The following is a 13,576-nucleotide window of genomic DNA, read 5'->3' as shown; positions in this document are numbered from 1 at the left end:
GTACTGGCGTGGGCCCATTCTCATGGGCGGGCCAGTGGGGGAGAACGACGCAAGTGGCCAAAAGGGGATCGATATGGCCAAGCTCTTTGGCTGGATTTGTTGGTGGCCTGTACTGGCCCTTTCGCGGGTGAACCCGCTCCCACAGGTACAGTGTTGCACCTGAGTGTGTGCAGAACCTGTGGGAGCGGGTTCACCCGCGAAAGGGCCGGTACAGGTCAACCGCGAAAATGGCTGGGCGCGACGCCACTCCAACGCTGGAAGGCATGCCGAAAACTGGCGGTCTCGCTGAACCCCAGGCACTCGGCAATCCGATAGATCGGCATCTGCTCATCAGCCAGCAATTGTTTGGCCCGCTCGAACCTCAGTTCATCCAGCAGCTGTTGATAACTGCTGCCCAACGCCTGCAAATGCCGGCGCAGGGTGCGCGATGAGCAGTTCATCTGCCGCGCCAGCCCTTCCAGCCCGGGCGCTGCATCCAGTTGCTGCGCCAGCAGTTGGCGAATCCGCCCCAGCCAGGCCTGGCGGCCGGTGAATTCCAGATTCAGGCGCCGGCAGCGTTCGCTCATGGCCTTGTGGGTAATCGGGTCGGCCAGCGGCAGTGGCGTGTCCAGCCAGCGCTGTTCGAAGGCAAAGGCATTGTCCTCGGCGTCAAAACCGACCGGGCACTGGAATGCCCCGGCATAGAGTGCGTGGTAACCGGGCCGTGGGTGTTCGAAACGGGCTGCCAGCAGGGGCAGCGGGCGGCCGAGCAGGTCGTCGCAGATGACCTTCAGCGACACCAGGCAGAACTCGGCGTTGAAGGCAGTCAGCGTCGGGCTGTCGTGGTAGTCGCTGGCGCTGAACCAGACGCGCTGGCCGTCGTCGAGCAAACGCAGCTTGAAGACTGTTCCCAGCAGTGCCGGATACTGCAGTGCCAGGCGCAAGGCGTCACCCAAAGTGGCACTGGAGAGCAGAGCGTAACCGAGCATGCCGTAGCACGACACATGCATGCGCCGGCCCAGTTCCAGGCCGATATCCTCGCGCCGGGCAACGGCGTTGGCGCACACCTGCAGTTCCTGCTGGGTAGTGATGCGCGCATCGGCATGGCCCAGGTCTGCCGGGCCGATGCCGCTGCCGGCCAGCAGCGCCGACGCGTCGCAACCATCTGCCTGGAAGACGTTGAGGATCAGCGAAACCGCGTTGAGGGTGGTCAGGTGGCTGTGCAGCATGCTGGGTAATCCCGTTGGGCTGGGACGCATTATGGAGCAAGTTGTGTGCCGATGTTCGGGGGCCGCTCTGCGGCCCTGTCGCGACACAAGGCCGCTCCCACATTGGCCGGTGTACGCAGGGCTCTTGCAGGAGCGGCCTTGCGTCGCGATGGACTGCAAAGCAGCCCCAAATCCTTCAGGCAAAAAAAAGGCCCGAAGCATAGGCTCGGGCCTTGGAAAGGTTGAGAGGTGTCTAGTCCCTCGACCTGGTGAGACTGTTTACAGCGGCCTGATTACGCCTTCAGCGGAACCAGACGGGGAGCGATCATGTTTTCCGGACGCAGGATGTCGTCGAGCATCGCGTCGTCCAGCAGCTTCTCTTCGCGCACCAGTTCCAGTACGCCGCGGCCGGTTTCCAGGGCAACGCGGGCGATACGGGTGGCGTTTTCGTAGCCGATGTACGGGTTCAGGGCGGTGACCAGGCCGATCGAGTGCTCGACCAGTTCACGGCAGCGCTGTTCGTTGGCGGTGATGCCGACGATGCAGTGCTCGCGCAGCATGTCCATGGCGCGTTGCAGCAGGCGGATCGAGTCGAAGATCTTGTAGGCGATCAGCGGCTCCATAACGTTCAGCTGCAGCTGGCCACCTTCGGCGGCGACGGTCAGGGCCAGGTCGTTGCCCATGATGGCGAAGGCCACCTGGTTGACGGCTTCCGGGATAACCGGGTTGACCTTGCCTGGCATGATCGAGCTGCCTGGCTGGCGCGCTGGCAGGTTGATCTCGTTGATGCCGGTGCGCGGGCCGCTGGACAGCAGGCGCAGGTCGTTGCAGATCTTCGACAGCTTGACGGCGGTACGCTTGAGCATGCCGGAGAACAGCACGAAGGCGCCCATGTCGGAGGTGGCTTCGATCAGGTCGGCAGCCGGTACCAGCGGCTGGCCGCTGATGGCAGCCAGGCGCTGTACGGCCAGGGCCTGGTAGCCAGGGTCGGCGTTGATGCCGGTGCCGATGGCGGTACCGCCCAGGTTGATTTCGGTCAGCAGTTCCGGGGCCAGCGAGCGCAGGCGCTGCAGGTCTTCGGTCATGGTGGTGGCGAAGGCACGGAATTCCTGGCCCAGGGTCATCGGTACGGCGTCCTGCAGCTGGGTACGGCCCATCTTCAGTACGTGGTCGAATTCCTTACCTTTGGCAGCGAAGGCCTGGATCAGGCTGTCGAGGCTGGCCAGCAGGGCGTCGTGGCCCAGCAGCAGGCCCAGACGGATGGCGGTCGGGTAGGCGTCGTTGGTCGACTGCGCCATGTTCACATCGTTGTTCGGGTGCAGGTACTGGTACTCACCCTTCTGGTGGCCCATGGCCTCCAGCGCGACGTTGGCGATGACTTCGTTGGCGTTCATGTTGGTAGAAGTACCAGCACCGCCCTGGATCATGTCCACCACGAACTGGTCGTGGTAATCGCCTTTGATCAGGCGGGCGCAGGCTGCGGTGATGGCAGCGTGCTTGGCATCGCTCAGGTGGCCCAGCTCACGGTTGGCGTCGGCAGCAGCCTGCTTGACCATGGCCAGGGCCACGACCAGCTTCGGGTAGTGCGACAGCGGAACACCGGAGAGGTGGAAGTTGTTGGCAGCGCGCAGGGTCTGGATGCCGTAGTAGGCATCTGCAGGAACTTCAAGGGTACCCAACAAATCTTTTTCGACGCGGAACGATGCAGCGGAGGACATGATGTATATCATCTCGATTTTGACCCGGCACATGCCGGAATGGCGCCAATCCTAGGCCTGAAGGTGATTTTGCGGCCAATGCTGTTGCACGCTAACCTATGCACAAACGGCATAGTGTTTCATGTGACGCCAATTGACATTCGAGCGTGTTCCATTTTGGTGCACGCCAGGAGATGTGCTTCGTGAACCTTGAAAGCAAATGGCTGGAAGACTTCAGCGCGCTGGCCGCCACCCGCAGTTTTTCCCAGGCGGCAGAGCGGCGTTTCGTCACCCAACCGGCCTTCAGCCGGCGCATTCGCAGCCTGGAAGCAGCCTTGGGCCTGCAATTGGTGAATCGTTCCCGTACGCCGATCGAACTGACAGAGGCCGGCCAGCTGTTTCTCGTCACGGCGCGTACTGTTGTCGACCAGTTGAGCGAAATTCTCCGCCACTTGCATCATCTGGAAGGCGGGCAGGGTGAAGTGGTGCAGGTGGCCGCGGCACACTCCCTGGCATCGGGCTTTTTCCCGCGTTGGGTGGCCCAGTTGCGCAACGACGGGTTGAACATCGCCACCCGCCTGGTTGCGACCAACGTCGGAGATGCCGTGCATGCATTACGCGAAGGTGGCTGCGACCTGATGCTTGCCTTCTATGACCCGGATGCCGCCCTGCAGATGGATGCCGAGATCTTCCCGTCGCTGCACATGGGCACCACTGAAATGTTGCCGGTATGCGCCGTGGATGCCGAGGGCAAGCCGTTGTTCGACCTGGAAGGCGAGGGCAGCGTGCCGCTGCTGGCCTATACCGCCGGCGCCTTCCTCGGTCGCTCGGTCAATTTGCTGCTGCGTCAGCGCAACCTGCGCTATACCACCGTCTATGAAACCGCCATGGCCGACAGTCTGAAGAGCATGGCGCTGGAAGGCATGGGCATCGCCTGGGTGCCGCGCCTGTCGATGCGTGGCGAACTGGAACGGGGCGAACTGGCGATCTGTGGCGGCAGCCAGTGGCACGTGCCGCTGGAAATCCGCCTGTACCGCTGCGCCCTGGTGCGCAAGGCCAATGTGAGGCTGTTGTGGCGCAAGCTCGAGGGGGCGGCGATGGTTGACCCAAAAGTCAGTCAAAGCCCCGAAAAATAAGGGGCGACAGTTGGTCGCCGGGGTGCCTTAAACGCACCACCTTACGGTATACTGCGCGGCCTTTCGACCGGATGCGTCCGGTCCTGATCAGCAAACAAGCCACGCCGGTCGTCCCGCGTGGCTTGTTGTTTTTTGACGCGCCCAAGGGCGCACAAGCGAAGAGGCTCGACGATGAGTGCACTGGTTGGCGTGATCATGGGCTCCAAGTCCGATTGGTCCACCCTTAGCCACACCGCCGATATGCTGGAAAAACTCGGCATTCCCTACGAGGTGAAGGTGGTTTCCGCCCACCGTACCCCGGATCTGCTGTTCCAGTATGCCGAGGAGGCTGAGGGCCGTGGCATCGAGGTGATCATCGCCGGTGCCGGTGGCGCAGCCCACCTGCCAGGCATGTGTGCCGCCAAGACCCACCTGCCGGTGCTGGGCGTGCCCGTGCAATCGTCGATGCTGTCGGGTGTCGATTCGCTGCTGTCGATCGTGCAGATGCCAGCCGGCGTGCCGGTTGCCACCCTGGCCATCGGTCGTGCCGGTGCGGTCAACGCCGCGCTGCTGTCGGCCAGCATCCTCGGCGCCAAGTACCCGCAGTACCACGCGGCGCTCAAGCAGTTCCGCACGGAACAGACCGACACCGTGCTGGACAACCCAGACCCGCGCCAGGCTTGAGGCTCAACCCATGAAGATCGGTGTAATCGGTGGCGGCCAGCTGGGCCGCATGCTGGCCCTGGCGGGTACCCCGCTGGGCATGAACTTCGCCTTCCTCGACCCGGCGCCGGACGCCTGCGCTGCGCCGCTGGGCGAGCACCTGCGTGCCGACTACGGCGACCAGGACCACCTGCGCCAGCTGGCCGACGAAGTCGACCTGGTCACCTTCGAGTTCGAAAGCGTCCCGGCCGAGACCGTGGCCTTCCTCTCGCAGTTCGTGCCGGTGTACCCCAGCGCCGAAGCGCTGCGCATCGCCCGTGACCGCCTGTTCGAGAAGAGCATGTTCCGCGACCTGGGTATCCCTACCCCGGCCTTCGCCGACATCCTCTCGCAGGCCGACCTGGACGCCGCGGTGGCCAGCATCGGCCTGCCGGCCGTGCTGAAAACCCGCACCCTGGGTTACGACGGCAAGGGCCAGAAGGTGCTGCGCACGCCTGAGGACGTGGTCGGTACCTTTGCCGAGCTGGGCAGCGTACCTTGCCTGCTGGAAGGCTTCGTGCCGTTCACCGGCGAAGTGTCGCTGGTGGCCGTGCGTGCCCGTGATGGCGAAACCCGCTTCTACCCGCTGGTGCACAACACCCACGAAAGCGGCATCCTGCGCCTGTCGGTCGCCAGCCAGGCGCACCCGCTGCAGGCCCTGGCCGAAGACTACGTGGGCCGTGTGCTCAAGCAACTGGACTATGTGGGCGTGATTGCCTTCGAGTTCTTCGAAGTCGACGGCGGCCTGAAGGCCAACGAAATCGCCCCGCGCGTGCACAACTCCGGGCACTGGACCATCGAAGGCGCCGAGTGCAGCCAGTTCGAGAACCACCTGCGCGCCGTCGCCGGCTTGCCGCTGGGCTCGACTGCCAAGGTCGGCGAGAGCGCGATGCTCAACTTCATCGGTGAAGTGCCGGCGGTGGACAAGGTGGTTGCCATCGGTGACTGCCACCTGCACCACTACGGCAAGGCCTTCAAGGTTGGTCGCAAGGTTGGCCACGCCACCCTGCGCTGCCACGACATGGCCACCCTCGAGCGCAAGATTGCCGAAGTAGAAGCCCTGATCGGCAACTGATCGAACTTCTACCAGCGGCTTGCCCTCTGAAATGGCAACAAGCCAAAGCGCTGTCTAGGCTTTGGCTTGTTCCATCTTCACTGCAGAGGGATTGCCATGGGTATCATTGGGACCATCTTCATCGGCCTTATCGTCGGCCTGCTGGCCCGCTTCATCAAGCCGGGCGACGACAGCATGGGCTGGATCATGACCATCCTGCTGGGGATTGCCGGCTCCCTGCTGGCCACCTACGGCGGCCAGGCGCTGGGTATCTACCAGGCCGGGCAGGCTGCCGGTTTCCTTGGCGCGCTGATCGGTGCTGTGATCCTTCTGGTGATCTACGGATTCATCAAGAAACGCTGAATACTGGTTAGAATGCCCGGCAATTCATTCGAGTTGCCGAGCATTTTCATGCGTGCCTTTTTCCTCGCCCCACTGCTGTTGGCCAGCACCCTGGCCCATGCCGAACTGCCTGAAACCGACTGGCTGGAGCTGATGCCCAAGTCGGACCAGCAGGCGCTCGAGCAAATGCCCGATATCGACCACAACTCGCCGGAAGCCATGGGCACCTTTACCGACAAGGGCGGCCTGAAGCAGAGCAAGGGCCTGCCGGCGGTGATGTACTCGACCAAGACCGTGGCGGCCATGAACGGCAAGGATATTCGCCTGGGCGGCTACCCGGTGCCGCTGGAGAGCGATGCCAAGGGCAACAGCACGCTGTTCTTCCTGGTGCCGTACCCGGGCGCGTGCATCCATGTGCCGCCACCGCCACCGAACCAGCTGGTACTGGTGCGCTACCCGAAAGGCCTGAAGATCGATGATATCTACACACCGCTGTGGGTCAGCGGCAAGCTGAAGGTGGAGAAGGTCAGCAATGACCTGGCCGATGCGGCCTATGCGCTGGATGCCGGGAAGGTGAGGGTGGTGGAGGACGCAGACCTCTGATTGCCTGCACCGGCCTCTTCGCGGGCTTGCCCGCTCCCACAGGTACTCCACAATTTTCAAGGCTTGTGGAGTACCTGTGGGAGCGGGCAAGCCCGCGAAGGGGCCCGCATAGGCACTGCAAGACTCAGATCATTTCACAGCCAATCCTGACCCCCAGCGAGCTGCTGCTCCCAGGCTTCAATTCCACCAGGTCATCCCACACATTCGCCGTCTCGATGCACAGCATCCGCTGCCACCCATCGTCGGCCATGTCCGGCAGTTCCCTGGCCCGTTCAGTCCAAGGGTTCCAGATCACCGCCGAGCGCGACCCGCTGCTGGTCAAGGTAATGCGCCGCTCCCAGTGCGGGTCGACGATGCTCAGGGTTTGCGGGGTCGCCAGGTAGATCCGGTCAGTCTCCCCGGCAAACGCCAGCGGCCCCTTCTGCTGGCGCTGCTCCCAGTCAGCCAGGGTCTCGATATAGCTCAGCCCCTCCACCCCTTCGACCCGCGCCTGGCGCACGTCACTGACCGCGAAGTAGCTGTGCAGGGCCTGGCTGATGGTGACGGGGGTATTGCCCATGTTGCGGCTGGTCAGGTTCAGCTGCAGGTCCTCGCCCAGCTCCACTACCAGCTTCAGCTCGACGTCATGAGGCCAGCCAGGCAGGTCACCCTGCGCTTCCGGCAGTTCGAATTCGATGCGCAGGCCTTCGCCCACTTCCTCGATACCCAGCAATTGCCAGTCGCGCGCGCGCGCCAGGCCGTGGGCGGGTGCCTGTTTGCCGTGGTACATGGCCTGCACGGCCTGGGGGTTGCGCTGCAGGTTGCCGAACCATGGCCAGCACACCGGCACACCGGCGCGTACCGACTTGCCCTGACGGAAGATGGCCTGGTCGCTCAGCCACAGCAGCGGTGGCTGGCCAACGCGCTGGTAGCTGAGGATCTGCGCGCCCTGCTGGGCGATCAGTAGTTCGGCGTGGTCGCTGCTGATACGCCAGCAGTTGAGTTCGCCATGTTGCTCGGTTACGACCTGGAAGGTAGCCATTGCATTCATCTCATTGATTGCCAGTGGGCCTTGGACCCGGGCACATGCAATGAGTTTACCGCCGGCGTGGCTCAGCGACGAGGTACGGAGCGGGTGCGGCCACTGCCGTCGATGGCGACGAAGACGAAGACTGCTTCGGTGACCTTGCGCCATTCGCTGGACAGCGGGTCGTCGCTCCACACTTCGACCATCATCTGGATCGAGCTGCGGCCGATTTCCAGGGTCTGGGTATAGAACGACAGCTGCGCGCCGACGGCGACCGGGACCAGAAAGGCCATGCGGTCGATGGCCACGGTGGCCACGCGGCCGCCGGCGACACGGCTGGCCATGGCGGTACCGGCCAGGTCCATCTGGGCGACCAGCCAGCCGCCGAAGATGTCGCCAAACCCGTTGGTCTCGCGCGGCAGTGCGGTGATCTGCAAGGCCAGGTCGCCTTGCGGGATTGGATCTTCTTGTTCGAGCTCAATCATGCGATGGGGCCTCTGACCCGTGACGCTTTTCGTTGGTGTGGCGCAAAGGCCGGGTAAACGATTCAGCTTGAAACATACTACGCCGATTTCGTTTCACTGAGCGGCCGTAGGGAAACTCTGCGAAACCGCCTGACATAAAGACCGGCGTTTTCGCACAACATCCCACGCTAGCAGCAACCTTTTCCTACGAACTGCCAGTATATAGAGCATAACGGCCAGCGACGACCGTGCATTCATGAATATGTGTAGGGATTTTGTATCGCTTTCGGCGCAGCTCGGCAATTTGCTATCTTCGCTTGTCTCCCAATCCAGAAGCCGCGTGCCAAGCGGCCTGCATGCCTACAAAGAGAACAATCAGCGATGACTTCCGTGCCGAGCAGTATCGAGCAGCCCTCGCGGCCGCTGACCCGCAGTGACTACAAGACTCTCTCACTGTCCGCCCTGGGCGGCGCGCTGGAGTTCTACGACTTCATCATCTTCGTGTTCTTCGCCACGGTGGTCGGCAAGCTGTTCTTCCCCGCCGACATGCCCGAATGGCTGCGCCTGATGCAAACCTTCGGCATTTTTGCCGCCGGTTACCTGGCGCGGCCGCTGGGCGGCATCATCATGGCCCACTTCGGTGACCTGCTCGGGCGCAAGAAGATGTTCACCCTGAGCATCTTCATGATGGCCCTGCCAACGCTGATCATGGGCCTGCTGCCCACCTATGCACAGATCGGCATGTGGGCGCCGATCCTGTTGCTGCTGATGCGCGTGATCCAGGGCGCGGCTATCGGTGGCGAGGTACCGGGCGCCTGGGTATTCGTGTCCGAGCACGTGCCAGAGCGCAACACCGGCTACGCCTGCGGCACCCTCACCGCAGGCCTGACCGCGGGCATCCTGCTTGGCTCGCTGGTGGCGACCCTGATCAACAGCGTCTACAGCGCACAGGAAGTGGCCGATTACGCCTGGCGTATCCCGTTCCTGCTCGGCGGTGTATTCGGCCTGTTCTCGGTGTACCTGCGCCGTTGGCTGCACGAAACCCCGGTGTTCGCCGAGATGCAGCAGCGCAAGGCGCTGGCCGAGGAGCTGCCGTTGCGCGCGGTGCTGCGTGACCATCGCGGTGCGATCATCCTGTCGATGCTGCTGACCTGGATGCTGTCGGCCGCCATCGTGGTGCTCATCCTGATGACTCCGGCGCTGCTGCAGAGCATCTACCACATCAGTCCCACCGACTCGCTCAAGGCCAACAGCCTGGCCATCGTGCTGCTCAGCTTCGGCTGCATCGGCGCTGGCAGCCTGGCCGATCGCTTTGGCGCGGGCCGGGTGTTCGTGATCGGCAGCCTGTTGCTGCTGGCGACCTCCTGGACCTTCTACCACAGCCTGCCTACGCGCCCCGAGCTGCTGTTCCCGCTGTATGCGGTGACCGGCCTGTGCGTGGGTGTGATCGGTGCGGTGCCTTATGTGATGGTCAAGGCATTCCCGGCAGTGGTGCGCTTCAGCGGGCTGTCGTTCTCGTACAACGTGGCCTACGCAATCTTTGGCGGGCTGACGCCGATGGTGGTGACTGCGCTGCTGAAAGTGAGCCCGATGGCGCCGGCCTACTATGTGGCGGGGCTGTGTGCCGTTGGTCTGGTTGTGGGCCTGTACCTGCTCGCCAACAAGCGCTGATCGGCATGGCTGGCACAGTCATTGTGGGAGCGGCCTTGTGTCGCGAAAGGGCCGCAGCGCGGCCCCAAGGGCTCAGCGCAGAAGCATGAATTACCGGGGCTGCCTTGCAGCCCTTTCGCGACACAAGGCCGCTCCCACAAAGATCGGCGTCTGTGGCGAGAAAGCGTGCGCTCTTCAGTGATGGCCTTTCATCCAATTGTCATATTCAAGTCATATCGTATTCATGCGGCCTGCAGATACTTGGGCCCGTTCCATCCAACACCCCAATATTCCTGCTAGGAGCAAGGCATGAAACTGAAGCGTTTGATGGCGGCCCTCACCTTTGCCGCCGCTGGCGTTGCAACCGCCAACGCGGTAGCCGCTGTCGATCCTGCGATCCCGACCTACACCAAGACCACCGGTGTTTCGGGCAACCTCTCCAGCGTCGGTTCGGACACCCTCGCCAACCTGATGACTCTGTGGGCCGAGGCCTACAAGAAGGAATATCCGAACGTAAACATCCAGATCCAGGCTGCCGGCTCCTCCACCGCGCCACCCGCGCTGACCGAAGGCACCGCCAACCTCGGCCCGATGAGCCGCAAGATGAAGGACGTCGAGCTGCAGGCCTTCGAGCAGAAGTACGGCTACAAACCGACCGCCATCCCGGTCGCCGTAGACGCCCTGGCTGTGTTCGTGCACAAGGACAACCCGATCAAAGGCCTGACCATGGCCCAGGTCGACGCCATCTTCTCTTCCACCCGCCTGTGCGGTGGCAAAGCCGACGTCAAGACCTGGGGTGACCTGGGCGTGACCGGCGACCTGGCCAACAAGCCAGTACAGCTGTTCGGCCGTAACTCGGTATCGGGCACCTACGGCTACTTCAAGGAAGAAGCCCTGTGCAAAGGCGACTTCAAGCCTAACGTCAACGAACAGCCTGGCTCGGCTTCGGTCGTGCAGTCGATCAGCTCCTCGCTGAACGGCATCGGCTACTCGGGCATCGGCTACAAGACCGCCAGCGTCAAGACTGTGGCCCTGGCCAAGAAGGAAGGCGGCGAGTTCGTTGAAGACAACGAAACCAACGCCCTGAACGGCACCTACCCGCTGTCGCGCTTCCTGTACGTCTACGTCAACAAGGCCCCGAACAAGCCTCTGGCCCCGCTGGAAGCCGAGTTCGTCAAGCTGGTGCTGTCGCAAGCTGGCCAGCAGGTCGTGGTGAAGGATGGCTACATCCCGCTGCCGGCCAAAGTCGTCGACAAGACCTTGGCTGACCTGGGCCTGTCCCACGCAGGTAACGTCGCAAAAAAGTAAGTAACTGAAGGGGAGGCCGGCGCTGATGCCCGGCCTCTTCCACGAAGTTCCAGTCCGAAGCCAGGTTTCCTGTGCGGCGGGCTTTCGTGCGTCACCACTTTGTAATGTTTTTGTCACACGGGACCGCTAGGGTGTGCGCATGAATGATCTGGCCAACTCCAACATGACCCAAAACTCCCAGCCCGTGCGGATTGATTTCAATACGCCGGAGTTGCAACGCAAGCGCCGCATGCGCGCGCTCAAGGACCGCCTGACCCGCTGGTATGTACTGGTGGGAGGGCTTGCCGTATTGGCGGCGATCACCCTGATCTTCTTCTATCTGGCCTATGTGGTGCTGCCGCTGTTCCAGGGCGCCGAGCTGACCAGCAAGAAAGCCCTGGAGCCGACCTGGCTGCAACAGGATGCCGGCAAGCCGCTGATGATCGCGCTTGAAGAGCAGAACCTGGTGGGCATGCGCGTTTCGGACAAGGGCCAGGCACTGTTCTTCGATACCAAGACCGGTAACGAGCTCAAGCGTTTCGACCTGCCAGTGCCGGCAGGCACCCAAGTCACTTCGATCAGTGCCGACCAGCCGGGTAGCCCGCTGGTGGTGCTGGGCTTGTCCAATGGCCAGGCGCTGGTGTTCCACCACACCTACAAGATCACCTACCCGGACAACAAGAAAACCATCGCCCCCGGCATCGACTACCCGTACGGCGAGCAGCCGTTCGTGCTCGACGAGCAGGGCCGTGCGCTGGAGCATGTCAGCGTCAACGTCAATGGCGACACCCTGCTGATGGCCGGTTCCACCGGCGCGCACCTGCAGGTGGTCGAGCTGACCCGCACCGAAAACATGATGACCGAAGAGGTCACCACCGAGCAGAACCGCATCGAACTGCCGCAGATGACCGAAACGGTGAAGAACATCTTCATCGACCCGCGTCAGCAGTGGCTGTACGTGATCAACGGTCGCGCCACCGCGGACGTGTTCAACCTGCGCGACAAGAGCCTCAACGGCCGCTACAAGCTGTCTGAAAGCGCCGACACCGAAATTACCGCCACCGCCCAGCTGGTCGGCGGCATCTCGCTGATCATCGGCGACTCCAAGGGCGGCCTGGCCCAGTGGTTCATGGCCCGTGACCCGGATGGCGAATCCCGCTTCAAGCTGATCCGCACCTTCCAGATGGGCAAGGCCGCGGTCGTGCAGATCGACGCTGAAGAGCGCCGCAAGGGCTTCGTCGCCCTCGACGCCGCAGGCGAGCTGGGCGTGTTCCACAGCACCGCGCACCGTACCCTGCTGGTCGAGCCGGCCGCCGAAGGCCCCGGCATCCTGGCCCTTTCGCCACGTGCCAACCGCATCATCATCGAAGAAGGCGGCAAGCTGCTGCCACTGAGCCTGCGCAACCCGCACCCGGAAATTTCCTTCAGCGCGCTGTGGGGCAAGGTGTGGTACGAGAACTACGACGAGCCGAAATACGTCTGGCAATCTACCGCATCGAACACCGACTTCGAGCCCAAGCTGAGCCTGTCGCCGCTGACCTTCGGTACCCTGAAGGCCGCGTTCTACGCCATGATCCTGGCGGCCCCGCTGGCGATTGCCGCGGCCATCTACACCGCCTACTTCATGGCCCCTGGCATGCGCCGCAAGGTCAAGCCGGTGATCGAACTGATGGAAGCGATGCCGACCGTGATCCTCGGCTTCTTCGCCGGCCTGTTCCTCGCCCCCTACCTGGAAGGCCACCTGCCGGGCGTGTTCAGCCTGTTCCTGCTGATGCCGCTCGGTATCCTGCTGGCCGGCTTCGCCTGGACTCGCCTGCCCGAGTCGATCCGCCTGCGTATCCCGGATGGCTGGGAAGCGGCGATCCTGATCCCGGTCATCCTGTTCACCGGCTGGTTCGCCCTGACCATGAGCCCGCACCTCGAGAACTGGTTCTTTGGCGGCGACATGCGCCTGTGGATCACCAACGACCTGGGGATAACCTACGACCAGCGCAACGCCCTGGTCGTGGGTATCGCCATGGGCTTCGCGGTCATCCCGAACATCTACTCTATCGCCGAAGACGCCGTGTTCAGCGTGCCGCGCAGCCTGACCCTGGGCTCCCTGGCCCTGGGAGCGACGCCATGGCAGACCCTGACTCGCGTGGTCATCCTCACCGCCAGCCCGGGTATCTTCTCGGCGCTGATGATCGGCATGGGCCGTGCGGTGGGCGAGACCATGATCGTGCTGATGGCCACCGGCAACACCCCGGTGATGGAGCTGAACCTGTTCGAGGGCATGCGCACCCTGGCCGCCAACGTGGCCGTGGAAATGCCGGAGTCGGAAGTCGGCGGCAGCCACTATCGCGTGCTGTTCCTGGCCGCACTGGTGCTGCTGATGTTCACTTTCATCATGAACACCTTGGCCGAGCTGATTCGCCAGCGTCTGCGCAAGAAATACTCGTCGCTTTGATAGAAAGGTAGCGATCCGTG

At 63.0% G+C, this 13,576-nt stretch carries 12 protein-coding genes; 8 read left to right on the top strand and 4 right to left on the bottom strand.

Features of this window, described 5'->3' with window-relative positions:
- Positions 1 to 215: 215 nt before the first annotated feature.
- Together CAG34_RS06420 and aspA are read right to left on the bottom strand one after the other, a co-directional pair.
- Positions 216 to 1,208, bottom strand: coding sequence for an AraC family transcriptional regulator (locus tag CAG34_RS06420; RefSeq protein ID WP_085588842.1), 993 nt, complete (start codon positions 1,206 to 1,208; stop codon positions 216 to 218).
- A 272-nt stretch (positions 1,209 to 1,480) separates the two neighbouring features.
- Positions 1,481 to 2,905 (bottom strand): aspartate ammonia-lyase, encoded by a 1,425-nt coding sequence (gene aspA / locus CAG34_RS06415; protein WP_003260072.1) that lies wholly within the window; start codon positions 2,903 to 2,905, stop codon positions 1,481 to 1,483.
- A 182-nt stretch (positions 2,906 to 3,087) separates the two neighbouring features.
- Here aspA and CAG34_RS06410 point away from each other — a divergent pair, with 182 nt between their 5' ends.
- From CAG34_RS06410 to CAG34_RS06390, 5 genes are all read left to right on the top strand, one after another.
- The gene (locus CAG34_RS06410; protein WP_075046777.1) at positions 3,088 to 4,020 is read left to right on the top strand and encodes a LysR substrate-binding domain-containing protein; all 933 of its coding nucleotides are present in this window, start codon (positions 3,088 to 3,090) and stop codon (positions 4,018 to 4,020) included.
- Positions 4,021 to 4,191: 171 nt separating this feature from the next.
- Positions 4,192 to 4,683 (top strand): 5-(carboxyamino)imidazole ribonucleotide mutase, encoded by a 492-nt coding sequence (purE, locus tag CAG34_RS06405; RefSeq protein WP_003253304.1) that lies wholly within the window; start codon positions 4,192 to 4,194, stop codon positions 4,681 to 4,683.
- A 10-nt stretch (positions 4,684 to 4,693) separates the two neighbouring features.
- Positions 4,694 to 5,776 carry a 5-(carboxyamino)imidazole ribonucleotide synthase gene (locus CAG34_RS06400; RefSeq protein ID WP_085588840.1) on the top strand — a complete coding sequence of 361 codons (1,083 nt, stop codon included), beginning with the start codon at positions 4,694 to 4,696 and terminating at the stop codon, positions 5,774 to 5,776.
- 96 nt (positions 5,777 to 5,872) lie between these two features.
- The gene (locus tag CAG34_RS06395; protein ID WP_012274863.1) at positions 5,873 to 6,118 is read left to right on the top strand and encodes a GlsB/YeaQ/YmgE family stress response membrane protein; all 246 of its coding nucleotides are present in this window, start codon (positions 5,873 to 5,875) and stop codon (positions 6,116 to 6,118) included.
- Positions 6,119 to 6,166: 48 nt separating this feature from the next.
- A complete protein-coding gene (locus tag CAG34_RS06390) occupies positions 6,167 to 6,700 on the top strand; it encodes a DUF3299 domain-containing protein (protein WP_177325774.1) in 534 nt (177 codons plus the stop codon).
- A gap of 124 nt (positions 6,701 to 6,824) precedes the next feature.
- On the opposite strand, the gene CAG34_RS06385 is transcribed toward CAG34_RS06390, so the two are convergent.
- Complete coding sequence (locus CAG34_RS06385) at positions 6,825 to 7,721, bottom strand: D-hexose-6-phosphate mutarotase (RefSeq protein WP_085588837.1); 897 nt, start codon at positions 7,719 to 7,721, stop codon at positions 6,825 to 6,827.
- A 71-nt stretch (positions 7,722 to 7,792) separates the two neighbouring features.
- Positions 7,793 to 8,191 (bottom strand): acyl-CoA thioesterase, encoded by a 399-nt coding sequence (locus CAG34_RS06380; RefSeq protein ID WP_003253317.1) that lies wholly within the window; start codon positions 8,189 to 8,191, stop codon positions 7,793 to 7,795.
- Between the two features lie 360 nt (positions 8,192 to 8,551).
- On the opposite strand from CAG34_RS06380, the gene CAG34_RS06375 reads away from it, so the two are divergent.
- From CAG34_RS06375 to CAG34_RS06365, 3 genes are all read left to right on the top strand, one after another.
- Entirely contained in the window at positions 8,552 to 9,841 is a 1,290-nt protein-coding gene (locus CAG34_RS06375) for an MFS transporter (RefSeq protein WP_003258167.1), read from the top strand.
- A 288-nt stretch (positions 9,842 to 10,129) separates the two neighbouring features.
- The gene (locus tag CAG34_RS06370) at positions 10,130 to 11,128 is read left to right on the top strand and encodes a phosphate ABC transporter substrate-binding protein PstS (RefSeq protein ID WP_056793940.1); all 999 of its coding nucleotides are present in this window, start codon (positions 10,130 to 10,132) and stop codon (positions 11,126 to 11,128) included.
- A 139-nt stretch (positions 11,129 to 11,267) separates the two neighbouring features.
- The gene (locus CAG34_RS06365) at positions 11,268 to 13,556 is read left to right on the top strand and encodes an ABC transporter permease subunit (RefSeq protein ID WP_085588835.1); all 2,289 of its coding nucleotides are present in this window, start codon (positions 11,268 to 11,270) and stop codon (positions 13,554 to 13,556) included.
- Positions 13,557 to 13,576: the final 20 nt, after the last annotated feature.

The organism is Pseudomonas sp. B14(2017), from assembly GCF_002113255.1.
GTDB lineage: Bacteria > Pseudomonadota > Gammaproteobacteria > Pseudomonadales > Pseudomonadaceae > Aquipseudomonas > Aquipseudomonas putida_Z.
Note: the sequence above shows the minus strand (reverse complement) of the source record. Positions and strands in the feature narration are given on the sequence as shown.